Origin of the sequence: Enterococcus sp. AZ149, from assembly GCF_051714285.1 — a bacterium.
Taxonomy (GTDB): Bacteria; Bacillota; Bacilli; order Lactobacillales; family Enterococcaceae; genus Enterococcus_D; species Enterococcus_D entomosocium.
Map to the genome: position 1 here is coordinate 2257998 of NZ_JBIORO010000001.1, position 23460 is coordinate 2281457.

22 protein-coding genes are annotated in these 23460 nt (G+C 44.1%); 6 read left to right on the top strand and 16 right to left on the bottom strand.

What is annotated here, in order from left to right; translation table 11 throughout:
- Positions 1 to 31: 31 nt before the first annotated feature.
- Both IGI94_RS10485 and IGI94_RS10490 read right to left on the bottom strand, forming a co-directional pair.
- Complete coding sequence (locus IGI94_RS10485; RefSeq protein WP_438899718.1) at positions 32 to 1510, bottom strand: C40 family peptidase; 1479 nt, start codon at positions 1508 to 1510, stop codon at positions 32 to 34.
- Between the two features lie 367 nt (positions 1511 to 1877).
- Positions 1878 to 2498: a TetR/AcrR family transcriptional regulator gene (locus IGI94_RS10490; protein WP_005225615.1), complete on the bottom strand. Its 621-nt coding sequence runs from the start codon at positions 2496 to 2498 to the stop codon at positions 1878 to 1880.
- Between the two features lie 110 nt (positions 2499 to 2608).
- Here IGI94_RS10490 and IGI94_RS10495 point away from each other — a divergent pair, with 110 nt between their 5' ends.
- Complete coding sequence (locus IGI94_RS10495; protein WP_016613515.1) at positions 2609 to 3211, top strand: ECF transporter S component; 603 nt, start codon at positions 2609 to 2611, stop codon at positions 3209 to 3211.
- A 132-nt stretch (positions 3212 to 3343) separates the two neighbouring features.
- Here IGI94_RS10495 and IGI94_RS10500 read toward each other — a convergent pair whose 3' ends face one another.
- From IGI94_RS10500 to IGI94_RS10535, 8 genes are all read right to left on the bottom strand, one after another.
- Positions 3344 to 3703, bottom strand: a complete 360-nt coding sequence (locus IGI94_RS10500) for a DUF1304 domain-containing protein (protein WP_016613516.1) — start codon at positions 3701 to 3703, stop codon at positions 3344 to 3346.
- Positions 3704 to 3705: 2 nt separating this feature from the next.
- On the bottom strand, positions 3706 to 3993 hold the full coding sequence (locus tag IGI94_RS10505; protein WP_438899719.1) for a putative quinol monooxygenase: 288 nt from the start codon (positions 3991 to 3993) through the stop codon (positions 3706 to 3708).
- A gap of 14 nt (positions 3994 to 4007) precedes the next feature.
- The gene (locus tag IGI94_RS10510; RefSeq protein ID WP_008378805.1) at positions 4008 to 4643 is read right to left on the bottom strand and encodes a nitroreductase family protein; all 636 of its coding nucleotides are present in this window, start codon (positions 4641 to 4643) and stop codon (positions 4008 to 4010) included.
- 14 nt (positions 4644 to 4657) lie between these two features.
- Positions 4658 to 5065: a MarR family winged helix-turn-helix transcriptional regulator gene (locus tag IGI94_RS10515; protein ID WP_008378808.1), complete on the bottom strand. Its 408-nt coding sequence runs from the start codon at positions 5063 to 5065 to the stop codon at positions 4658 to 4660.
- A 209-nt stretch (positions 5066 to 5274) separates the two neighbouring features.
- Complete coding sequence (locus IGI94_RS10520) at positions 5275 to 7941, bottom strand: cation-translocating P-type ATPase (protein ID WP_438899720.1); 2667 nt, start codon at positions 7939 to 7941, stop codon at positions 5275 to 5277.
- A gap of 769 nt (positions 7942 to 8710) precedes the next feature.
- Positions 8711 to 9628 (bottom strand): cation diffusion facilitator family transporter, encoded by a 918-nt coding sequence (locus IGI94_RS10525; protein ID WP_086296857.1) that lies wholly within the window; start codon positions 9626 to 9628, stop codon positions 8711 to 8713.
- Positions 9629 to 9804: 176 nt separating this feature from the next.
- The gene (locus IGI94_RS10530; RefSeq protein ID WP_438899721.1) at positions 9805 to 10932 is read right to left on the bottom strand and encodes an LCP family protein; all 1128 of its coding nucleotides are present in this window, start codon (positions 10930 to 10932) and stop codon (positions 9805 to 9807) included.
- A 193-nt stretch (positions 10933 to 11125) separates the two neighbouring features.
- Entirely contained in the window at positions 11126 to 11590 is a 465-nt protein-coding gene (locus tag IGI94_RS10535; RefSeq protein WP_042890471.1) for a VOC family protein, read from the bottom strand.
- A 77-nt stretch (positions 11591 to 11667) separates the two neighbouring features.
- Between IGI94_RS10535 and IGI94_RS10540 the strand changes: the two genes are divergently transcribed.
- From IGI94_RS10540 to IGI94_RS10560, 5 genes are all read left to right on the top strand, one after another.
- Positions 11668 to 12600 (top strand): helix-turn-helix transcriptional regulator, encoded by a 933-nt coding sequence (locus IGI94_RS10540; protein ID WP_438899722.1) that lies wholly within the window; start codon positions 11668 to 11670, stop codon positions 12598 to 12600.
- 73 nt (positions 12601 to 12673) lie between these two features.
- Positions 12674 to 13033 (top strand): hypothetical protein, encoded by a 360-nt coding sequence (locus IGI94_RS10545; RefSeq protein ID WP_016621521.1) that lies wholly within the window; start codon positions 12674 to 12676, stop codon positions 13031 to 13033.
- A gap of 149 nt (positions 13034 to 13182) precedes the next feature.
- Positions 13183 to 13725, top strand: coding sequence for a GNAT family N-acetyltransferase (locus IGI94_RS10550; protein WP_438899723.1), 543 nt, complete (start codon positions 13183 to 13185; stop codon positions 13723 to 13725).
- A 52-nt stretch (positions 13726 to 13777) separates the two neighbouring features.
- Positions 13778 to 15508, top strand: coding sequence for an ABC transporter ATP-binding protein (locus tag IGI94_RS10555; RefSeq protein ID WP_438899724.1), 1731 nt, complete (start codon positions 13778 to 13780; stop codon positions 15506 to 15508).
- Positions 15505 to 17259, top strand: coding sequence for an ABC transporter ATP-binding protein (locus IGI94_RS10560; protein WP_061054371.1), 1755 nt, complete (start codon positions 15505 to 15507; stop codon positions 17257 to 17259). Before IGI94_RS10555 ends, IGI94_RS10560 begins: the two co-directional genes overlap by 4 nt.
- 69 nt (positions 17260 to 17328) lie before the next feature.
- Here IGI94_RS10560 and IGI94_RS10565 read toward each other — a convergent pair whose 3' ends face one another.
- From IGI94_RS10565 to IGI94_RS10590, 6 genes are all read right to left on the bottom strand, one after another.
- The gene (locus IGI94_RS10565) at positions 17329 to 17601 is read right to left on the bottom strand and encodes a GNAT family N-acetyltransferase (protein WP_005234932.1); all 273 of its coding nucleotides are present in this window, start codon (positions 17599 to 17601) and stop codon (positions 17329 to 17331) included.
- Positions 17589 to 17867 carry a (4Fe-4S)-binding protein gene (locus IGI94_RS10570; RefSeq protein ID WP_008378829.1) on the bottom strand — a complete coding sequence of 93 codons (279 nt, stop codon included), beginning with the start codon at positions 17865 to 17867 and terminating at the stop codon, positions 17589 to 17591. Before IGI94_RS10570 ends, IGI94_RS10565 begins: the two co-directional genes overlap by 13 nt.
- Before the next feature lie 190 nt (positions 17868 to 18057).
- Positions 18058 to 20250, bottom strand: a complete 2193-nt coding sequence (locus IGI94_RS10575; RefSeq protein ID WP_016621525.1) for an alpha-galactosidase — start codon at positions 20248 to 20250, stop codon at positions 18058 to 18060.
- A gap of 40 nt (positions 20251 to 20290) precedes the next feature.
- Complete coding sequence (locus IGI94_RS10580; RefSeq protein ID WP_008378833.1) at positions 20291 to 21112, bottom strand: carbohydrate ABC transporter permease; 822 nt, start codon at positions 21110 to 21112, stop codon at positions 20291 to 20293.
- Positions 21109 to 21984, bottom strand: coding sequence for a carbohydrate ABC transporter permease (locus IGI94_RS10585; protein ID WP_005225588.1), 876 nt, complete (start codon positions 21982 to 21984; stop codon positions 21109 to 21111). The genes IGI94_RS10580 and IGI94_RS10585 overlap by 4 nt, the downstream gene beginning before the upstream one ends.
- A gap of 61 nt (positions 21985 to 22045) precedes the next feature.
- On the bottom strand, positions 22046 to 23335 hold the full coding sequence (locus IGI94_RS10590; RefSeq protein ID WP_005234924.1) for an ABC transporter substrate-binding protein: 1290 nt from the start codon (positions 23333 to 23335) through the stop codon (positions 22046 to 22048).
- Between the last annotated feature and the right edge of the window lie 125 nt (positions 23336 to 23460).

Consider the following 23460-nt stretch of genomic DNA (forward strand, 5'->3'; position numbering starts at 1 on the left):
GTCTCTCCTTAAAACTACAGCTAGCTACTTCTTACATTCTTACTGCAAAGCTAGGTGTAAAATGAGCGGTGCTGCCAACAGAAACATTTTGTCCTGGGCGTGGTGCATGAATGTATTGTCCGCCACCTAAAGCAATGGCTACATGATAGGTGCTACCTGATGAACCCCAGAATAAAAGATCTCCTGGTTGTGCTTGGCTAACGGAAATCACTGTACCGGCTGTTTCTTGTGGCACCGTCCATCCACCAATATCTCTCCCTGTTACTTGTAAAAAGACATAGCGAGTAAACCCAGAACAGTCAAAGCTGTCCGGTCCTTTGGCACCCCACACATAGGGTTTTCCGATATGCTTATAAGCTTCTGCCACGATTGCAGCACCATTTGTTGATGCTGGTGCAGAAGGTGCTGGCGGCGTCACGATCGGTGCAGGTGACGGAGCAGGCGTTGGCACCGGTGTTGGTGTAACGGGCGTCGGTGCAGGAACTGCAGGTGCGCTGTCCGCTGGTGTCTCCGGTGCTGCAGGTGTCACTGGTGTTTCTGGCTCTTGAATTTCTGGTGTATCTACTGGTGTTTCCTCTGGAACCTCTGTTGTTTCAACCGGTTCAGATTCTTGTGTATCCTCTGGTTGCGTTTCTGCTGGTGCTTCTGGCTCTTCCACTGGCGCTGGGCTCTCTGTTTCTGCGTCAGGTTCTGTGCTCTCTACTTGAACAGCTGCTTCATTCAAGGCTGCTTCTTCCGCTGCAGCTTGTTCTGCCTGCTGTTGCGCCGCTTGTTCCGCTTGGGCTTGTAAAGCAGCTACTCGGGCAGCTTCTTCACGAATTCTTGCTTGCTCCGCTTCATAGGCTTCTTTTTCCGCACGCAGCTGTTCTTTTTCTTCTTCTTTCGTTGCTTCTTCGTAGGCTAAATTACTAACTAAGACATTTAATTCTGCTTGGCTTGCTTCCAAAACACCTTTTTGTGCTTCCAGATGGCTCTGTGCTGCTTGCAATTCTGCCACTTTTTCTTGTGATTCCGCACGCTTTTGTTCAACAGCTTGTTGGTCGGCTTTTTGCTGTTCGATCACTTCATTATTCGCTCGAATGATCGTCGTCATCGCATGCAAACGACCGACTAGATCACTGACAGAGTCCGCCTCTAGTACCGCTGTTAGAAAATGGTCGCCTTTTCCATTAACTTGTGTTTCTCTGGCTTGCTTTTCAATGTTTTCTGAGCGTTTGGCAATGCGCTCTTCTAACTGACTGATTTCCTGATCCAATCCTTCGATCGCTTGCAACAAATCACTTTGCTGCGCTAAAATGATTGCTGCTTCTTGATTTAACGAATCAATTTCTGCAGACAATCCGTCAATTTCCCCTTGTACGCTTTGACGTTGCTGTCTCAACTGATCAATTTCGTTATTTTTTTGTTCGATCAATTGATCGTGATTCGTAGCAAAAACGGTCACAGGTCCGCCGAATGATGACAATACAATGCCGCACATACACACTGTTGCAAAGATTTTCTTCTTCATCTGATCCTCCAAATTCAATTTTAAAACTTTTTTTTCATTTATTTGACCATTTTCATTTTACCATAGTTCAGCAACAAACCCAATCCGTAAGCGATTTACATTTTAGTTACATAAATAAGCTCTGTTTTTTTATTACATGTTCCCCACTCCTATCCCACCGACACGCCGAGTGAATCCCTATGTATCAACTGTTCAAGAAAACTTCATAGAAAAAGTCCTTTTTCTTAAGAAAAAATAAATAATGTTGTAGATTTCACTTTTATTACATTAATTTTCTGCAAAATATGCTTGATTCACAAAGTTATAAACAGACGAAAAAAGCTCCTTCCTAGTGTTTTCTAGAAAAGAGCGAGTTTTTTTGTCTGTGTTATTCACGATAAGGGAGTAGTTGTCTCATTACGGCGATTTGGTCATCAATGGTCTGTTCTGTGATGTGACCGGTCAGAGCCAAAATCCCTAATCCTTCAATCACGAACATATAGTTTTCTGCAATCACTGCCAAGTTTTCATCTTTTAATACACCTTGCTGAACGCCCACTTGAAAAATCTCATGGATCGTCCGTTTCGTCTCAGCGAGTTGAGCTTGCTGCAGTGAACTGGAGGCTTCGGTTTTATGCGTATAGTAATACTCGTAGACGGCTCGCAGCATACCGTCAGAAATGCTGTGGAGTAGACGCTTGCGATGGTCGGAAAAATATTTGTTTAAAATCGTTTCAAAGGGTACTTGCTCCATGATCATCTCTCGTACATCATCAAATTTTCGTTTGGAACGCTGCTCTAACACTGCCAAAAAAATCTCATCCACCGAACGAAAGTACAAATAAATGCCGCCGCGACTAATGCCGCACTCTTCGATAATGTCCTTCATTGTCGCATCAATCAAACCTTTCTTACTAAAGACGACTTTGGCACTTTCAAGAATCAAATCACGCTTTTGTTGTTTTTTCTTTTCCGCTGTAGTCAATTCGCTCTGCTGCTTCTTCGCCATTTTTTTGGCTCCTTTCATCACATTATTAATGACACTCGTGTCATTTTGTTGTATAATCAACCTAACTTAAAAATGACACGAGTGTCATTATAAAAAAAGGAGTTTTTACAATGAATACAAAAAGCAAAACCTATCGCCTTGTCATTCGTGCCATTTTGACTGCTATTATTATTTTACAGACGATGGTACCTTTCCTTGGATTTATTCCGATCGGTATCACTAGTTTAACGATCATCCATATCACGGTGATCGTCGCTGCCATCGTTTTAGGGACAAAAGACGGGATGTTCATCGGCTTAGTCTGGGGTGTTTTTACCATGATCCGTGCGTTTACTTCTCCGACAACGCCCTTGGACATTGCCGTTTTCACCAACCCAATCATCTCGGTGGTTCCCCGTGTGTTGGTTGGCTTAGTGGCTGGTCTCTTGTTTACGATCATTTACAAAAAGACCAAAAAAGTCGTCGCTGCTTCGATTGTTGCAGCAATCTTTGGGACCATCACCAATACAGTTTTGGTCTTAACCCTAATGGGAACCTTATATACTGGCTTAGTTGCCAATACCTATGGTGTCGATGCTTCGGCTTTATTCGTGACCCTCGGTGGAATTGCTATAACGAATGGAATCTCTGAGGTGATCACAGCTGCGATCTTAACACCCATTCTAGTAAAAGCCTTATTTGCGGCAACCAGTTTACGTCCAGAAAATCGTTAGTCCCTTCTCTTATCCTATCATTTTTTTCACGTTCTGAGTACTCTTTGCCCAAACATTAAAAGCCCCCGATTTAAGAAAGCTTCTATTGTATAGAAAGGCTTTCTTAGATTAGGGGGCTTCTTCTTTTATTGGTTAAAAAAAGGTGGACAGCAAGGCAAGGATCGCTAGACCGCCTTGGGTCAAAATAATTTTCTTGTCGCTAGTCACACTGCCATATGCAGCTACTAAGATAATGTAGATCAGCAACAAGCGACTGATTTCCAATGGTGCTGAAGCAAAGGTAATACTATACAGTAACCCCAAACCAATGAGTCCATTGTAAACCCCTTGGTTTTTGAACAAGGTCACAACGATCGGTCGTTCAAGTTCTGCTTTCGTCACGTTGAAGACCCGCGCCGTTGCTTTGGACGTAGTGGCAAATGTTTCTAAATAGAGAATATAGAAAAACTCTAAGGCAACCAGTACAATTAAAATCGTCGATAAAATCGTCATCTTTATTCTCCTTGTTGAGCGACAATGATCTCGCTCGGTTTGGCTGCGAAGCCAGGCATTTGCTGGAATAATTGTTGCAGCAGCGGGTTTTGATTGTGGACGGTGATCGCTTCTTGATTCGCCCATTTTTCGACCATGACAAACCGATTGTCCTCTTCCAATGATTCATAGAGATGATAGCCGTGGCAGCCATCCTCAGTTCTTGCCGATGCTATTAATGGGGTAACAGCGGCTAAAAAATCTGCCCGCTTTTCTTCTTTGATGTAAAACGTTGCATTGATGATTTCCATCGTTTTCCCTCCTCTTATAGAAATGTCGTAATTTGTTCTGCGTCTAACCGAACGGATTCATAGCCTAATTCTTTGGCTTTTCCGACTGAAAGGATCATGACAGGAACATAACGTTCTTTGTCTAAGCCAAAAGCTTCTGCTAATTGATCTGCTTCAAAGCCGCCGATTGGGTTGGTTTCATAGCCATGCGCCCGCGCAACTAGCATAAATTGCATCGCTGCTAAACTAGCGTCGATCTTCACCACATCATTCATTTGTTCTTTTGTAAGATTTTCGTAATGAGGAATGATCGCTGCTAATTGTTGGTCACGTACTTCCGCTGGCATTTTGCCTTCTGCTACTGCTTTGTTATAAATTTCTTCTCCTAGTTCATGACAAAGCATATCGCCAAAAATCAAGACCATTGCAGAAGAGGTATCATTTTGTCGGACGTTGAAACGAATCAACGGTTTCAATTTTGCTTTTTGCTCATCGCTTTCCACAACGACAAAGCGCCAAGGCTGCATATTGACTGAGGAAGGTGCTGTCGTTGACTCTTGGATCATGGTCAACATTTCTTCATGGGGGATTTTGTAGGTTTCATCATAGACACGGACCGATTTTCGGCCAAAGGTAATCTCTGAAAAATTGTTATTGCTGTATTCTGTCATGGGTTTGCCTTCTTTCATGGAACTAATTTCATAAGTAATGTTAGAAGCTGTGCTTCTTCTTCTTCGGTCAAATTGATGCCTAACGACTCCTCAGAGCTGGCATGCTTTGAAGCACAACTAGCCAAATCGGCTTGTGCTTTCGGTGTCAAAGAAACAAAAATCTCGCGGTTATTGTCTTTGTTTCGTTCCCGTGTCACAAATTGTTTTTCTTCGAGAATCTTCAAATGCCGGGTGACCGCTGCACTATCGATCTTCAATTCATTCTGTACTTGATTTTGGGTACAGCGTCCTTGCTCATTCAAAAACTGCAGCAACTGATAACGGGTCAGACTAAAGCCAGTCTCTTTTTCAAAGATCGCCGTTAATTCTTGATTCACGATTTTCATCCGATACAGCAATCCGCTTAGCTCACGTAAATTCATTGCATAAACCGCTCCTTCCATCATTGACTTGTCAACTGTTGACTAGTCAAGTATAAATCATTTTCTTTTGCTTGTAAAGAGTAAGCAAAAAAGACCCGCAGCTAGGCGAACTTCATCAAGGATCGAATCAAGAATCCTTTGGCGAAGTTGCGCCATTAGGCTGCGGGTCTTCGTTACTCCGGTATTGAGAAAATACTGGATAATTTATTTTATTTTAATTGGAAGAGTTTCTTCAAGCCCATCACAATCAGTGTAGAGATCGCTGCAGCAGCGAAGATGATCCCCCACGTGCCGGCTTGAATTGGCATCGTGTCTAATAGCTCATTCATAAACGGTACATAGACTGCTGAAAGCTGCAAACCTACGGAAAGGAGCAATGCCCCCATCAACGGTTTGTTTTTCAAGAGAGTTTTGTCTAAGCCAAAACCGCTGCTCTTACGAACGTTGAAAATATGCATCAATTGTGCTACTGCCATAAAGGTAAAGGTCGCTGTTTGTGCATAAAGCAACTCGTGATCCGTCAACATCAAGAAATTGAAGAAGCCAAACGCCACCAAACCAATCACAACACCACTTAAAATGATGCGTCCTAAGAAGCGTTTGTTGACGAGGCCATCAGCTTTCGACCGTGGCTGACGTTTCATGATATCGTCTTCTGCTGGTTCAAAGGCTAACGCCATTGCTGGCGCAATATCGATGACTAGATTCAAGAAAAGGATATGCAACGGTTGGATCGGCATTGGCATCAAGAAGATGACACTTAAAAAGATCGTCACGATCTCAACCATATTACATGAGAACAAGAAAGAAACATATTTTTTGATGTTGTCAAAAATGATGCGTCCTTCTTTGATGGCATCGACGATTGTTCCAAAACGGTCATCCGTTAAAATCATATCGGAAGATTCTTTGGCTACTTCTGTCCCACGAATCCCCATGGCGATCCCGATATCGGCGCCGTTGAGTGCCGGCGCATCGTTAACGCCATCGCCGGTCATTGAAACGATATCGCCTTCTTCACGCAAGGCTTCCACAAGTTGTAATTTATTTTTTGGAGAGACTCGAGCAAAGACAGCGACTTCTTCGATTTTTTCGTTAAAGCCTTCTTGACCTGCCAATTCATCGATCTCTCGACCTGTCATGGTTTTCTCATGATCTATTAAACCAATTTCTTTGGCGATCATTGATGCGGTCTTCGGATGGTCCCCCGTGATCATCTTCACTCGGATCCCCGCTTCTTGGGCGACCTTCACTGCCTCTTTGACATCTGTACGGGGCGGATCGACGATGCCCGCAAAGCCTTGGATCTTGATTTCCTGTAATGCTGCTTTCAGTTCTGCTTCGTCCGTCCCACCTTGATAATCCTTGATGCAACCGACAGCGATCACCCGCTGCCCATGACTGGCTAACGTGTCATTGTATTCATGAAGTTGTTCTTTTTCTGTGGCATCAGCATCAGCTAAATCAATTAAGACATCTGGTGCCCCTTTGATGATCAATGTCCGTTGCTCTCCTTCATACACGGTCACCATGTATTTGTTGTCGGAATCAAAGGGCATTTCTGCGATTTTCTTCAGCCCGCTGTCCTGCTCTTTTTGCCGATCGATGCCGATCTTTTGACCTAAAACGACAAACGCCCCATCCGTTGGATCACCGAGGATCTCGTATTGCCCTTTGTTTTCACGTAAAGTGGCGGTGGTACATAAAGCACCATTTGCAACCATCCCTTGCAGTGCATCATGATTGGTTGCGTCGATCTCGGAATTATCATCCGAGTCTGCCTTATAGAATTTTCCGTTGGGTTCATACCCATTTCCTGTCACTTTGAACATTTCCCCAGAACCTAAAATGATCTCGGCAACCGTCATTTGGTTTTCTGTCAGCGTCCCCGTTTTATCACTGGCAATGATACTGGTGGCGCCAAGAGTCTCGACGGCAGATAACGATTTGACGAGTGCTTTGTGCTCGGCCATCGTCCGCATGCCTCGAGACAATGTGATTGTCGAAACGGCTGGCATTGCTTCAGGAATGGCTGCGACCGCTAAAATAATCGAAATATGGATCATTTCGACAAATGGCTGATTCGTCAAAATACCTGCGACCAAAACTGCCACCGCAGCAAAGAGCGCTGCAATAATGATTGCTTTTCCAAGCTTGTCCAATTCGATATCTAATGGCGTTTGACGCTTTTTATCCCCCGTCAGCATGTCACTGATTTTTCCGACCTCGGTCTTCATGCCGGTTTCTGTCACTACTGCATAGGCATTTCCCCGAGTTGCCGCAGTTCCTGCGAAAACGACATTGCGGCGATCGCCTAATGGAACATCTTCTTCATAAGTTTCTCGTGCATCTTTTTCAACAGCTTCTGACTCACCGGTCAGCGCTGATTCGATGCAGGCAAAGTTGCTCGTTTCAAGTAAGCGGGCATCTGCGGCAATAGCATCCCCTTCTTCCAAAACGAGAATATCGCCTGGAACGATCTTTGCCGACTCGATCTCCATTACTTCTCCATCACGAATCACTTTTGCGGTAGTGTAAATCATGCTTTGAAGTGAATCAATTGATTTTTGTGCTCGTAATTCTGTAATGAAACCGGTCATTACAGCAATCACCACGGCAATCAGTACTGCAATTCCTTCAACCGTTTCCCCCATCGCAAAAGAGAGTAACGCAGCTGCTAGCAAGAGATAAACAATCAAGTTGTTCAAGTTATGCCACAGCAATTCCCATACAGAAAGGGATTCTTGTTGCTGGATCGTGTTTTCTCCGTATTTTTCTAAGCGTTTGTCGGCTTCTTTCCCGCTTAGGCCTTGCTTGCGGTCACTTTCAAAATGTTTCAAGGTCTCTTCAGTCTTTTGCTGGTAAAATTTTTCCATCAAATTCCTCCTTTTAATTGTAAACTTCTTGCCGAGGGTTTCCACGTTTCTGAAGGGATAAAGCGATACAGATACCTTGCACAGTCATTTTTTGATTTTTAATCGGTTCAGGCAATTGCTGATTGAAGGGAATATAACCAATAAGAAAAGCAAACGCAGATTGACTGGCTGAGGGAAAAGGTATGTGTGATGAGCATCGATCATTTTGCGAGCAATGAAGTCGCTGCTTTTAGTCATCGCAAGTGATCTTTCTATGTACGTACTTTGTGAAAAAACCATTCGGCCTATTTCTAACCTATCATGGATGAAGATGTTCGCAAAGGATTTTGCTTCACAAGTGGTGTAAAAAAACAGTCGTGACAAAATTAGCACCACCGCTTTTGGTGACGATTGGGCAGCATGCCAGTAACGGCAAACAGGCACTCGTTTCGGCATTTTCTTAATAACCTGAGCTTTCGCTATGTTGTGATTTACAATGTTACAACTCTAGCAAAAAAATAACTTCAAACAGAGAACACTCGCTGTCCTTACTTTATTTTAACAAAAAAACACAAACTTTTGAACAAAAAAACTGTTTACTGCTAAAAAATAGATAAATCGCTGGATCTTTCCGCTTACAATCTAATTCCTGATCGTCAGAAAAGCCTAAGTTAAAACAAGCCATTGATCCTTTGTGTTCATTCAACACGAGCTCACCACTACCCAAAACAAGCATTCATCGGTTGAATTGTGAATCACCAACCGAAGAATGCTTCGTATTTATTCTACTTTAAGAGGTAATTTCCTCACTCTCGATATAGCAATAGACCCGCAGTTCAGGCAAAGCCTGCTTTATTTGTTGCTCAATGGTATCAATAAACGTGCTTGGTTCTTCATCCGGCGCTAGTTTCAAGCTAAGGTCGGCGACGATCAAAAGTTCCTCTGGGCTTAGATGGAGGGTTCGTAAATCTTTGATTTGAATGATTGCAGGGTCGGCTAAAATTTGTTTGATCGCCATTAAATCTGATGCGGATGCCCCTTCGCCAATCAAAAGGCTATAAAATTCTTTGGCTAAAAAGACAGCAGCAGCAATCAACAACAATCCACCTAAAATGCCCCCGAGGGAATCAAATACTGGATTGCCTGTCAAAGCAGTCAATGAGATTCCTATGATGGCGATCGTCACACTGCCTAAGGCAAACAAATTTTCCGTAAAACCTAATAGTAAATCAGAATCCCGGCTTTCTTTCAAAAAACGGACGAGGGGTTGTTTTTGTTTATTTTGTTCTTTGACTTCTTGCCAACCATCTTGAACTGCAGTCACTTCAATAAACAAACTGACAAATAAGATTGCTGCCACCAGCTGGATCTGCTCCACTTCGTGGGTGGGATCCAGCAAATCGCGGCTGGCTTCGACAACAGCTAAAATGCCGCCTCCTAAAAAGACCGTCATTGCGACCACGGTACTAAAAAAGTAGGTCGCTCGTCCTTCACCGAACTGATACAATTCACTGCGTCCTCGCTGTGCTCGGTTTTCACCGATGGCCAAAAGACCTTGATTGATGCAATCGATCATACTGTGAATACTTTCGTTCATTAAAACTGCACTGCCGCTAAGGAAGTACCCGATGGCTTTCATGAGCAACCCTAAGACATGGGTCAACAAGACGATTCTTCGGGCTTTTTGTTCTTGCTGTTTTTCCATCATGGTTCCTCCCCCAGTGTATGACTTGCTGCAACAAGCTGTCTCTTTTCTTAAGAATAGCACTGCACTTCTTAGATGCAAACGAAAGCGGCTTGAGAGACTGAACTTGTTTTCAATCGATTTTTAAAGGTCTGAGGGTACAAAAAAAGTCAGGAATGTTCCTGACTTTTTTCTCTTGATTAGTAGCCGGTTCCGTCATCAACGACATCCGAGCCGTATCCGTCACCAGTTCCTGCACCTGTCTCGTTTCCAACACCGGTTTGTGTTTCTGTATTGGCATCTGCTTGCGAATCTGCTGGTACTTGACCTAATGCTTTCAACATATCATTACGGATTTCATTGTAAGAATAGTCTTGAATATATACGATCGATTGTCCATCATAAGATTCCCCATCGTACCATTCAAAGGTATGTTTTTGAATATCGAACCCAGACAACATATTGCCCGCTAAAGATACTAAGTCTTCAAACTTAAAGTTTGTATTCACATCTTCGCTGACAGAATCTAAAATTTCTTGGTACTTGGTGACATTATTGATTTTCAAAGCTTGGTGGATCGCTGCTTCAATAACTTCTTGCTGACGGTTTCCTCGATCCACATCAGTATCCATTTTCCGGATACGGGCAAAAATCAAGGCTTGTTCACCGTTCAACAATTGACGTCCTTCTGGAATCAACGTTTCTCCCGTGTTGTCTGAAGTATATTTCTTGTTGATGTCGTAAGGCACATCAACAGTGATTCCGCCAATCGCATCGATTATTTTTTCAAAACTTGTAAAATTGATGTTTACGTAATAGTCAATTGGCAATTGCAGGTAGTTTTGGACTGTTTCAATCGTTGCGTCTTCCTCACCAATCGTGAATGCACTATTGATCTTGGCTGTAGTAGCAATTGTCCCAGTTCCTGTTCCATCATAAATATTGGTCCAAATATCTCTAGGGAGACTAACCATATCGATTTTCTTGTTTTCGCCATCATATACCATGTAAATCAAACTGTCGGTACGGGCACTGTCCAAATGTTCTGTCTTTTCACGTTCCGCGTCATTATCGACACCCATCAGCAAGATCCCAAACTTTGAATTCACGTCAGAAGCTTTCAATGAGTTGTCTTCTTTACTTTTATTGGAACTGATTACAGCGGATTCTTTAAACATTTTATCCACTGAATTTTTTGCTGCATAATACGTATAGCCGGCAAATAAAACGATGCCTGCAATGGCGAAAAGAAAGATTCCTCCAATAATCACGCGTTTGTTGCGCGCTTTGTGGGCTCTTTGCTGTTTATATCTCGTCTTTCTATCCATAGTGCCTCCTTCATTTCTCCTGAATTGCTCTCCCCGATTGTACCAGAATTTTTGCGATCCGCCTATTTTTTTAAGAAGTTTTATTCTTTTTCTGTGAAGTCCTTTAAACATTCCTTAAAAATAATTCTGATGATGAAAGAAAGCTGGATAATTAGTCAACTTCTATGGATATTTTATTAAAAAACGATTTTTTTCATTCACCCTTTTTTGATGGATCAACTTCTTTTTCGACAGTAAGCTGAATAATTACACCAAATGGATCGCGAACACTTGCATAAAAAAACGCAAACGGATTTTCACTAGGTGCCTGGATCACCTGACTGCCCTTTTCCACTAGTCGTTGATAAAGCTTTTGAGCTGTTTTGGTATCGTCTATCGTCAAACTCAAGGATAAGTGATTCCCTGCTTGAATGGGCTCCCCTTCGATCAATGGATTGTCAGCCAGCTGCAACTGGAAATCTCCGATTTGTAGGATAGAATGAGAAAGATACTGTTCTTGACCTGCAAGAATCTCCAGCGTTGGATCAAGTTTTTTTTGATATTCTTGGTTGGTGATGGCGAATAAGAGGGTCGCGTCTAATGTTTCCTGATAAAAGTGGATGGCTTCTTGGGCTTTGCCGTCTAAGGTTAAAAATAAAGCGATTTTTGGTTCGATCATTTGTTGGTTCCTCCTTTTCTTGTTACCATAAGTGTAACTGTGAATATTGCCAAAACTTGGCACCATTGGAGAAAGAAATGAAAAAATCAGAACGTTTAACTCAGGAGCTATTGTATTTACAAGGAAAAACCACTTTTCATCTAGCTGATTTGATGGAAACCTTTGCGATTTCAAAACGCACAGCCGTCCGCGATGTCCAATCGTTGGAAGAGCTGGGCTTGCCTCTCGTAGTAGAAGCCGGTCGTTATGGCGGCTATCAGATTTTAAAAAATCAACTGACCCCCTTGTACTTTGACAACAATGAGCGCTATACCCTTTTCTTTGCTTTACAGCTCTTACAAAAACTGTACGATTCTCCTTTTGATCGGAGCTATCAAGGGCTGCGGCGAAAACTTTTGCAGTCTTTTTATCAAGGAGATACCGACTGGTTAGAAAAAATGGAGACGGCGGTTTCGTTTCAAGGGGTGTCTCAATTGACGAGTGCACCGATCCTCTCAGCGCTTTTTTCAGCGATCGTACAAGAACAGGTCATCCAATTTACCTATCAGCGTTATCAAAAAACGAACAAGACCGTACAACCCTATCAGCTGGATTTTCGTGCTGGTTACTGGTATTGTTTGGCCTTTGATTGTCAAAAGCAGGCCTTTCGCCGCTATCGCTGTGATGCAATGCAGGAACTTGCTCCGACTGAAAAAACAGGCTATACCTTGCAGCAGTTAGCTGAAAAACAGCTGCAGCAACAAGTGTTGACACAAACACTGGGCTATCACATCCGCTTTGATCTATCGGCAAAGGAACGCTTGTGGCAAGAAAAATATCCTGATATGGCAGTGGTGGAACGTCCTAGTGAGCTTTGCTTAGAAGGACACATTGCCGACAATGAGCTTGATTTTCTAGCTGACTTTCTCTTGCAATTTGGGCCAACCATCAAAGAAATCGAACCGTTAGCCCTCAAACAGGCGTATACTGAAAAAGTTCGGCGGATGCTGCAGCCATTTACAACTGACTAAGCGTCTTCACGCTGTTCGATGATGGTTGACACTCTGCCTAAAACGATTCTTACTTATAAGGAGTTTTCTACCCATGTTTCTTTTAAATAAAAAAACCTTCCAAGCGTTGGCAGCCCCCTATTTGACGGAAGGAGCTGTGATCGGTTATGCAAAATGGCAGTCCTTCAATGCCATCACCAGCCGTACCCTGCTCGTCTTAGATGATCAGCAATTGACGATTTTGGCATTGAATCTTTTCTCGACAAAAGTCCTGCAGCACAAAATCGTGCCGCTTGCTGAGCTAAAAAAACAGCACAAAGATCCTGTTGTAGGGATGCTCGTCCCGATTCGCTTTACTTATAAAGGGGAAACCTACCGTTTTCAAATGCAGCGAGTGATTTTGCCCTTGGGGGATTGGCAAAAAACCTTTCTTGCCCGCTGGCAGGCGTGGTAAATAGGCAGCAACTGGCAAGTTCTAATTGTAAAAGAAAGAATTTTCATGAAATTTACACTCTTTTACAAGAAAGTTGTTGTATTTTTCTGATAATGTTTTCGGCTATTTCGTTCTATGGTAAGATGTCCCTAAAGAAATGGAGGCTGTCTATGGTATGTATGGAAAGTGAACGGTTAACGATCCGTCCGTTTCAAGAAAGTGATTTTGCCGATACCTTTGCTATTTATCAGCAAGCGGAAGTTTGCCGTTTCTTACTTCATGAGCCTTGGCAGACAGAAACGGCAGCGGCGTCTTTTGCCAAAAAATGTCAACAGCACACCTTGACGGACCAAGCAGGTCTTTCTTTGGCGGTACTACACGATCAAACGGTCATCGGCGATTTGTCGGTGTGGTCTACTGGTCAGCCGTCTTCCGTTGAAATCGGCTATGTCTTCCATCCGTCATTTGGCGGACAAGGGTTTGCTCAAGAAGCCTTGAAAGAGTTGTTGGACTGGTTGTTTGCCAGTCAGAAGATCCATCGGGTCCAAGCGACGCTAGATGCCCGCAATCAGGCCTCAGCCAAGCTTTGCCAACGGATTGGATTGCGCCAAGAAGCACATTTTATCCAAGACTGGTGGAACAAGGGGGAATGGACCGATAGTTTGGTTTTTGCCTGTTTAGTCAGTGAACATCTTGCTGAAGTTCACTCATAAGCTCATGAGGATGAACAAGTCCGCTCATCCGCAATAATTTAGGAGGTTTTTTATGATAAGCTTGTTACGCTACGCCAAGGATTATCGCAAACAGATTATTCTTGGTCCGTTTTTCAAATTTTTAGAAGCGGTGTTTGAATTGGTCCTGCCTTTACAGATGGCCGCTTTAGTCGATGAGGGGCTACGGCAAAACAATTGGTCGAAAGTCGTTGAAATGACGATCTGGATGATCGTGATGTCCGTGGTAGGCATGATCTGTGCCGTCATCTGTCAGTATTATGCTTCCGTCGCTTCTCAAGGATTCGGGACAGAATTACGCAATCGCTTGATGAAAAAAATCAACACCCTTTCCCATAGCGAACTGAACTTATTCGGTACTGATACGTTGATTACTCGAATGACCAACGACATCAATCAGATGCAGATTGCTTTGGCGATGCTGATTCGGCTGGTTGTCCGGGCGCCCTTCTTAAGTATCGGTTCTGTGATTATGGCCTTTGTCATTGATTGGCAATCTGGCTTGATTTTCCTACTCGTTTTACCGCTCTTTTGTATCGTCTTATTCTGGATCATCGCCAAAACCGTGCCATTGTATAAGAAAGTTCAAGTCCATTTAGATGAGTTGAATGAGCTAGTTAGTCAAAATTTAAGCGGGATTCGGGTGATTCGTGCCTTTGCCCGCACAAAAACGGAAACGAAACGCTTTGATAAGGCAACTGATGATTTAAGTGAGGTCTATTTACGGGTCACAAATCTCTCTGCCTTATTGACGCCTGCCACCACCTTGATCATGAATGTCGGCATTATCGCGTTGTTTTATATCGGTGGATTCAAGGTCAATATTGGCAATTTGCAGCAAGGACAAGTATTGGCACTGGTCAATTACATGAATCAAATGCTCTTAGCGTTGATCGTGGTTTCCAACTTAGTGATCATCTTTACCCGTGCGGCAGCATCTGGTTCACGGATTAACGAAGTGTTAGCCACTGAGCCGTCGATCGGCGACGAGCTTTCAGAAGTCTTTATGGATCAGCCGAAAAACAACGTCGGAGCGATTCGCTTTGAGCACGTTGATTTCCGCTTTTCAAAAGAATACGGATTAGCCTTGAAAAACATTGATTTCCAAGTCGCGCCGGGGTCTATTTTAGGTATCACTGGACCAACCGGGAGTGGGAAATCTGCCTTGACCCAATTGATCCCCCGCTTCTACGATGTGGCAGATGGCAAAGTGATCGTTGACGGACACGATGTGCGGAAATGGCCTTTACAGCAATTACGCCAAAAAATCGCCATGGTGCCTCAAACCGCCGTGCTGTTTACGGGAACGATTCGAGAAAACTTGCAATGGGGCAAAAAAGATGCCACCGATGAAGAGTGTTGGCGAGCACTCGAAATCGCTCAAAGCCGCGACTTCGTTGAAGCCTTGCCGCAGCAACTGGATACCCCGATTTTTGAAGGGGGCAAGAACTTTTCTGGGGGACAAAAACAACGGTTAACGATTGCCAGAGCATTGATCGCTAAACCAGATATCTTGATTTTGGATGATTCTCTAAGTGCCCTTGACTATCAAACCGATCTTGATTTGCGGATGGCTTTAAAAGAAAGCATTCGTGGCACGGTCATCATTATCTCTCAACGGGTTCGCTCCATTCAAGATGCGCAGCAGATCTTAGTCTTAGACCAAGGGAATTTGGTAGGCAAAGGGACCCATGAAGAGCTGTTGGCATCTTCAAAAGAATACCAAGAAATCGTCGCATCACAGGCAGAGGAGGAAGAAGCATGAAAAAGAAATCATTCGATTGGTCGGCCTTTCGTCGCTACCTCCCTTATTTGACTGCCTATGCGAAGGAAACTTGGGCAGCAGTTGTCCTCGGGATTGCTGCTGGCGTCTCCTCGGTTTATATGACGTATCAGATTGGTCAAGCCGTCGATCAGCTGATAGGTGCTGATCAAGTGCAATTTAGCACTCTCTATCGTATTTTGCTTCTGTTTGCCGGAGTGGTTTTAGTGACTGTGGTCAGTCAATGGTTGATCCAGCGACTGGGTAACCGCGTGGCGTATTTATCTGTCGCCGATTTGCGCAAAAAAGGTTTTGCGCATCTCAATACATTGCCTTTGCGCTATTATGACCAAAACTCCCACGGCAACATCGTCAGTCGTTTTACCAATGACATGGATAATATTTCCATTGCCGTCGCTGCAGTCTTCAACCAGCTGTTTTCTGGTATTTCGGTCGTCTTGATCGCCTTAGTCGTCATGCTGCAAATGAGTGTGCCCTTAACGTTGGTCGTATTGGTTTCGACCCCGATCATCTTTTTGGTCAACTGGATCGTGGCACGAACGTCACAATCGCATTTTGCTCGGCAACAAGAAATCGTCGGCGAAATTTCTGGCTTTGTTACGGAAATGATCGGCAATCAAAAAATCGTCAAAGCCTTTGATCGAGAAACCATCAACCAAAACCGTTTTGAAACGATCAACCAAGAATTGAATGTCCGGGGGCAAAAGGCACAGTTTTCTTCTTCTTTGACCAATCCCCTTTCACGATTCGTCGATCATTTGGCGTATCTGTCAGTCGGCTTTGTCGGCGGTCTGCTTTACTTTTCTGGTTCAGGTGCTGTCACGGTTGGGATGATTTCCAGCTTTACGATCTACTCCAGTCAGTTTTCGAAACCATTCATTGAATTGTCAGGAATTACGACCCAGATCCAAACGGCATTGGCTGGACTTTCAAGAACCTTTGAGCTGTTGGATCAAGAGCCAGAAACAGCCGATGATCAAGAATCTCAATCACTGGGAGAGATCAAAGGCGAGATTGCCTTTGAGGAGGTGTCTTTTGCTTATGATCCTGGTCAAAAATTGATCGAAGATTTCACTTTTACTGCAAAACCTGGAGAAACCGTCGCAATCGTCGGAAAAACCGGTGCCGGTAAATCGACGTTGGTCAATTTGTTGATGCGTTTCTATGATGTCGATAAAGGCGCGATCAAGATCGATGGCACCGATATTCGTCAGTTGAAACGAGAAGAATTACGGCAAAGCTTCGGAATGGTCTTGCAAGATACATGGCTCTTTGATGCCTCTTTACGAGAAAACTTGCAATACGGAAATGACACTGCCACAGATGAAGAAATCTATGATGCCCTAAAGCATGCCTATATGTATGAATATGTGATGCGCTTACCAGAAACACTAGATACACCGATCGGTCATCAAGGCATCAAGATCTCTGACGGACAACGACAGCTATTGACGATTGCCCGCACGATGATCAGTAACCCACCAATGCTGATTTTGGATGAAGCAACCAGTTCGGTTGATACTCTGACTGAGAAAAAAATCCAAGATGCCTTTTTGAAAATGATGGAAGGCAAAACCAGCTTTGTGATCGCCCATCGGTTATCAACGATTCGAGCAGCAGACAAGATCCTTGTAATGGATGCCGGTCAAATCGTGGAGCAAGGAACCCATGAAGAATTACTGGCAGAACAAGGCTATTACTATCGCCTGTACCATGCTCAATTCCAACATTGATCAGTCATACAACACCCCCCACCACCTCAAAGAGAGACTCTTGAGTTGGCGGGGGTTGTTTTGGTTGATTTATTGGTTCCAAACATCGGCATATTCTGGTTTGCGTTCAAATTCTTTTTTGGCAAAGGGACACAAAGGAATGATTTTCTTTTGTTCTTTGCGGGCTTTTTCCACCCCTTTTGCCACTAATTTTTCGGCGAGTCCTTGTCCCCGATAAGCAGGATCGACAAAGGTATGATCAATGATCATACGCGTTTCACCGGCTTTTGACCACGTCATTTCACCAATTTCTTTGTCACCGTCTTTTAACACAAATCGAGCATTTTCTTCTAAGATTTCCATGATTGTTCCTCCTTTAACACATACTTTAATGCACCGCTTGGACAGGTATGGATCACTTGTGCCGCTTGGGCTGCTTCCCCATTATCAGGAATCACCCAGGGACGCCGTCCAACTTCAAAAATGGCGGGATTGCCCCGCACACAATTACCGCTGTGGGTGCAGATCTCTTTGTTGTAATAAATATCGATCGCTTCACCACGATACTTCCGATATCCTGCAGCAATCAACCCTTCTTCTGTTTCATTCGCTAGTGGCTGTTCGTCCATGTTGAACACCCTCCTCTTACTGATTGTCAGAAGCAAACTGCCTGCCTCCTCCTTCATCATACGACTTCTCGAGAAAAAAATAAATCATTTGTTCTAAAATAGCCTCTCAGTTGCCGATCATTAGCCAAAAGCTTGCGGCAGCACAATAAAGCGTTCCGTCAAAACAGCATGTTTTGACGGAACGCTTTTTTCATTCGTGGGGCACTTTTGCAACAAAATGAAACCGCTGCGTGGCGTAATCCCCTGCTAAATGAGGATCGATATATAACCCGAGTTGCATCAATTCATCGCCACCGAAGTTCTCTCCCCCACTTTGATAGGTGAGGTCAGGATCAAGACCAGCCAGCTTTAAAGTAACCAATGGTGCAGAGGCTTCAGCTAAAACTCGGAAGTAAAAGACGATCGCTTCTTTTTTATCCTGAGAAACATACAGCCAGGCGGCGTCATTGCCTTCATAAGGGCTGAGCAGTCGAACAAAGCGGCCCAACTGCAGCAGGCGCCGATGTTTTTTATAAAAAGTGATTTGTTCTTTGATTTGCGCTTTTTCTTCTTCTGTCAGCTGTGTTAAGTCAAGCTCATAGCCCAGCAAACCAGACATCGCAGCATTGCCGCGAATCGCTAGATCCGTTGCCCGTTGGGTCTGATGGTTCGGGATCGCTGAGACATGCGCACCCATGGTGGATGGCGGATAGACCAGACTGGTACCGTACTGGATCTTCAAGCGGGCGATGGCGTCGGTGTTGTCGCTGGTCCAAATCTGCGGCATATAATACAAGAAACCGGCATCAAAGCGCCCGCCACCGCCAGAACAGCCTTCAAACAGGATCGTCGGATAGGCAGTGGTCAGTTTCTCTAGGAACTCATACAAGCCCAGCAGATAGCGATGCGCGACCTCCCCTTGCTGGGCAGGATCGAGGAGCAAGGAATAGACATCCGACAGACTGCGGTTCATGTCCCATTTGATATAGTCGATGGCAACCGTATCAAACAGTTGGGTTAACTGCTGATAGAGATGGTCTCTGACATCTTGTCGAGAAAAGTCCAACACATACTGACTGCGGCTAAGCGCTGGCTTGCGATTTGGTACTTGTAACAGCCAATCGGGGTGTTGTCGGTTCAGTTCACTGTCGCCCGAAACCATTTCTGGTTCCAGCCAAAGCCCGAATTGCAGCCCTTTGTCATGGACTTTTTGGGCAAATCCTGCCAAGCCAGAAGCTAGCTTGCCTTCGTTTTCAAACCAATCGCCTAATGAGGTTTGGTCATCTTCTCGCTGACCAAACCAGCCGTCATCCAAAACAAACAGTTCGATTCCCAGCTCCTTCGCTTCATCAACGAGGGCATCCAGTTTTTCTTCATTGAAATCAAAGTACGTTGCTTCCCAGTTATTGATCAGGATCGGCCGTTCTTGCTTTTTGTATTTGCCCCGAATCAAATGCTCATCATAAAAGTCATGATAGGTGGCTGACAGCTGGTTCAAGCCAGTCTCACTATAAGCAATCACGGCTTCTGGGGCTTGAAAGCTTTCAGTTGGCGGCAATTGCCAGGCAAATTGATGGCTGTTGATCCCCATGATCACACGAGTCTGATGATAAGGATCTTTTTCGATGATAATTTCATGGTTGCCACTATACAGCAAACTAAAACCAAAACACTCCCCAGCAAACTCCGTAGCATTAGGTTCCAGTATGACGGCAAAGGGATTTTGCTGATGGCTACTGGAACCACGCTTGCTGTCCAAACGCTTGATGCCGCGATTGATTGGTTCTCGGGTGACTTGGCGTTCCTTCGCCCACGCCCCCGGCAAGTGGATCAAATCAAAGGAACGGTTAGGAAAATCGAGCGCTTGACTCGCCAGCTGCTCGATCGTAACAGGCTGGTTTCCGTGGTTGATTACTTTACTTGAGCGGACGATCACTGCCGCATCCTCGAAAATCGTGTAAAACAGCTGCAGTTCGAGTCCCGTCACATCATCTTTTAAGGACAGAATCAGTGTTTCGATCCCGTCGTCGGCACCATGGGTCTGAGGCAATCCTGCTAGGGCGGGTTTGCCTTGTTGAATCTGGTAATCACTAAAGACAAAATGGCTGACTCGGCTACCGTTAGACTGGCGAATCCTATAAGCTGCTTCTCGAAAATCTCCGAAGCCGTTGCCAGGAAATTCCATCATCAAGGTGTCTAATGAGAAAAGTCGGTCGCTGCTGTCTGGGGGATTGGGCGAAAAGGACCGATCAAGACGTGGATAACGATAGCCGCCAGAATAATGAGCGATTTTTTTTCCAAAATAAAGGTGTGCCACATTGCCCCCTTCTTCTATTTGTATGAGATAGCTGATTTGATCGTTGCTTAAATGAAAGACGTTTAATTGTTTGTCAAAAAGAATCATATCGTACCCTCTACTTTATAATTGTTCGCTGATGCCCCGCTTATTTCACGGATCCCAGCATACCTTGGACAAATTGTTTTTGTAAAACGAAGAAAATGATGGCCGTTGGCAGTGTGGCGATCACAATGCCGCACATCATCATGCCATAATCAGGTGTATAAGAAGCACCCATAGCCGAAAGAACCAGTGGAACGGTCCGTTTGTCTGGTGATTGCAAGGCAACTAATGGCCACAAATAATTGTTCCAGCTGCCCATAAACGTAATGATCGCGGCAGCTGCATAAGTATTTTTAGCCGTCGGCATGTAGACTCTAAAGAAAATACTCAGTTCATTCAAGCCATCGATCCGAGCAGCTTCGACTAATTCTCTAGGGAATGCCTTGATGTTTTGGCGGAAAAAGAAAATCAAAAAGGCGGTACAGACCGAGGGCAAAATTACGACAGCGAAGGTATTGATCCCGATCGGTGTGCCGCTAAGCTTGCTGAACATCCGATAGAGCGGGATCATTAGCGCGGCAAAAGGCACCATCATCGACAGCAGTAGAATATTAAAGATACGGTCTTTGGTTTTCGTCCGATAGATCTCAAAGCCATACCCTGCCATGGAGGAGAACAACAGTGCAAAGAAGGTCGTAATCACGGCAATCACCGCTGAGTTTCCTAATGCCCGAGTAAAATTCAAATCGGAAGAAAAAAGATTTTGGAAGTTGATGACCAACTGATCCCCAATCATGATTTTCCCGGCAACGATATCAAAGGTTTGATTGGTCATCCCTAGGATCATCCAAACAAATGGAAAAATAGAGATGAAAGCCAAAATCGCAAGAAAGACGTATTTTAAAGTGAGTGAGATTGTTTTCAATTTTCTTTTCCTCCTATTTTCGTTTGGATGATCGATAAAATCACGATTGCAATCACGATAACAAAGGAGACCGCAGCGGCATACCCAAAGTTTGGCGTGAATTTGTAACTTAAATTGTAGATGTATTGTGACAAGGTCGTCGTAGCATTGGCTGGTCCACCGCCAGTAATATTTTGAACTTCATCGAATAATTGCAGCGTACCGATCGTTGAAGTGATCGTGGTAAATAGGATGATTGGACGCAAGTTGGGAATCGTGATTTTGAAGAATTGATCCCATTTTGAAGCGCCATCGATCTCTGCCGCTTCATAAATACTTGGATCGATATTCTGCATGCCTGAGATGAAAAAGATCATATTGTAGCCGGTCCAACGCCACGTGATGGCAAAAATAATCAGTACTTTTGCCCAAAAAGGATCTGTCAACCATTGGATCGGCGCATCGATCAGATGTAGCTGCGTCAAAAAGTTATTGACTAACCCGTTTGCCGAAAAGAGACTTTTCATGATCAAGGAATAAGAAACCAAAGATGTGATACATGGTAAAAACAAGGCGGTGCGGAACAGCCCTTTAAATTTCAATTTTTTGTCATTCAATATGTTCGATACGATCAGCGCCAAAAAGAGCATGATCGGAACTTGGACTAATAAGTATAAAAACGTATTGCCAAAGGCTTTTTTAAAGGTTGAGTCGCTCAACATCCGCTGATAGTTGCCAAGACCGTTAAAGGTCATCGCTGTCGGTGGTCCTGATTGGAATGACGTGAACAATGCCGAGACCATCGGGATAAAGACCAGCATCGTGATCAAAATGACGGGTAAGGTAATAAAGGCATTGCCGTTTGCAAACCAATTTTTTGTTTTGTTTTTCATTGTAATTCCCCCTTAACACAGAAACTCGCGATCGCTCACGAGTTTCTGCAAAGTTGTTCGATTAGTTTGCAATTTGTGCTTCCACTTGTGATTGTGCTTCTTCTAATACTTTATCGATGTCTTCACCGTTGATCACTCGTTGCAAGCTTTCAGTCAAGACGGATTCAATGGCATAGGTGTGATTGCCGTAGTTCACGGCTGGAATTTCTTGTGACCATTGTGAGAAATCTTGGAAGACTTTTTGACCGCCATAGAAATCAAGACCCGACGTATATTCTTCCGTTTCTTCTGCAGCATTCATGGTTGAAACTAAACCGATCTCGGTAGCTAATGTACCCATCAATTCTTTGTTTGAAGCAAAGGTATTGGCTAAAAAGTCTTTGGCATTTTCTTCGCCGTCAACCCCTTTGATCACGTACCAGCCTGCTCCGCCGATGCTGGAAGCATTGACTGAATTGCTATCGCCAGCGATGGATGGGATCGGAGCGATCGCCCATTTGCCGCTTTGATCTTCAGCGCCTTGAATTGTGCTAGAATACCACGCACCGGTTGGCGCAGACGCAACATTCCCCGATTGAACAGCATTGACCCCGCCATCCCAATCGGAAACTTGTTCAACTAAGCCTTCATTCAACAATGTTGCCAAGACAGTTAGACCGGCTTTGAAGGATTCATTGTCTTTGATGGTCACGGTGGAGCCATCTTCACCGGTATACCATTCGCCTGCCGATTGCATAATGATTCGTGCCAAGCCAAGATCGCTTGGGTCTAACGACATCATAGCGTGACCCGTTTTTTCTTTGACATCTTTGGCAATGCTGATAAAATCATCCCAGGTAATATCTTGGAGATCCGCTTGCTCATAGCCTGCATCGGTCAAATAATCTGTGCGGTAAAATAGTCCTGCGACGCCACTGTCAAATGGCACCCCATAAATGACATCGTCGACTTTATTGACCGCAAATTTATAGCTGGAGAAATCCTCCTCATTCACGATATCCGTTAGATCACTAAACGCATCTGGATAAGAAGAAAGGTACCCTTGGATGCGGTAGTCTTCGATCAAGACGATATTTGGCAGTCCGTCCGTATTTCCTGATGCCAGACTAGTATTTAATTTTTGGACGATATCATCTTGCGACATCGTCACAACTTCCACATCGACATCTTGATTTTCATACACTTTTTTGGCTTCATTGACTGCCTTGATGTTGAAGGTCTCATCCCATGCCCAGACCGTGACTTTGTTTGAGGACTCGCCGGAATCCCCAGAGCTTGTGTTGCTGTTTCCGCAAGCCGCCAAAGTCAGCACTGCAGCCGCCGTTACCATCGATGCAAGTAGTTTTTTCATTTTTATCCCTCTTTCCTTTTATTTACAAGGCTAACTATACACTGATTTTGTAACCGTATTCAACGATTATGAAAGAGCTTACTAAATTTGTCCAAAAATAGAAAAAAGTTACAATACCTTTCTTT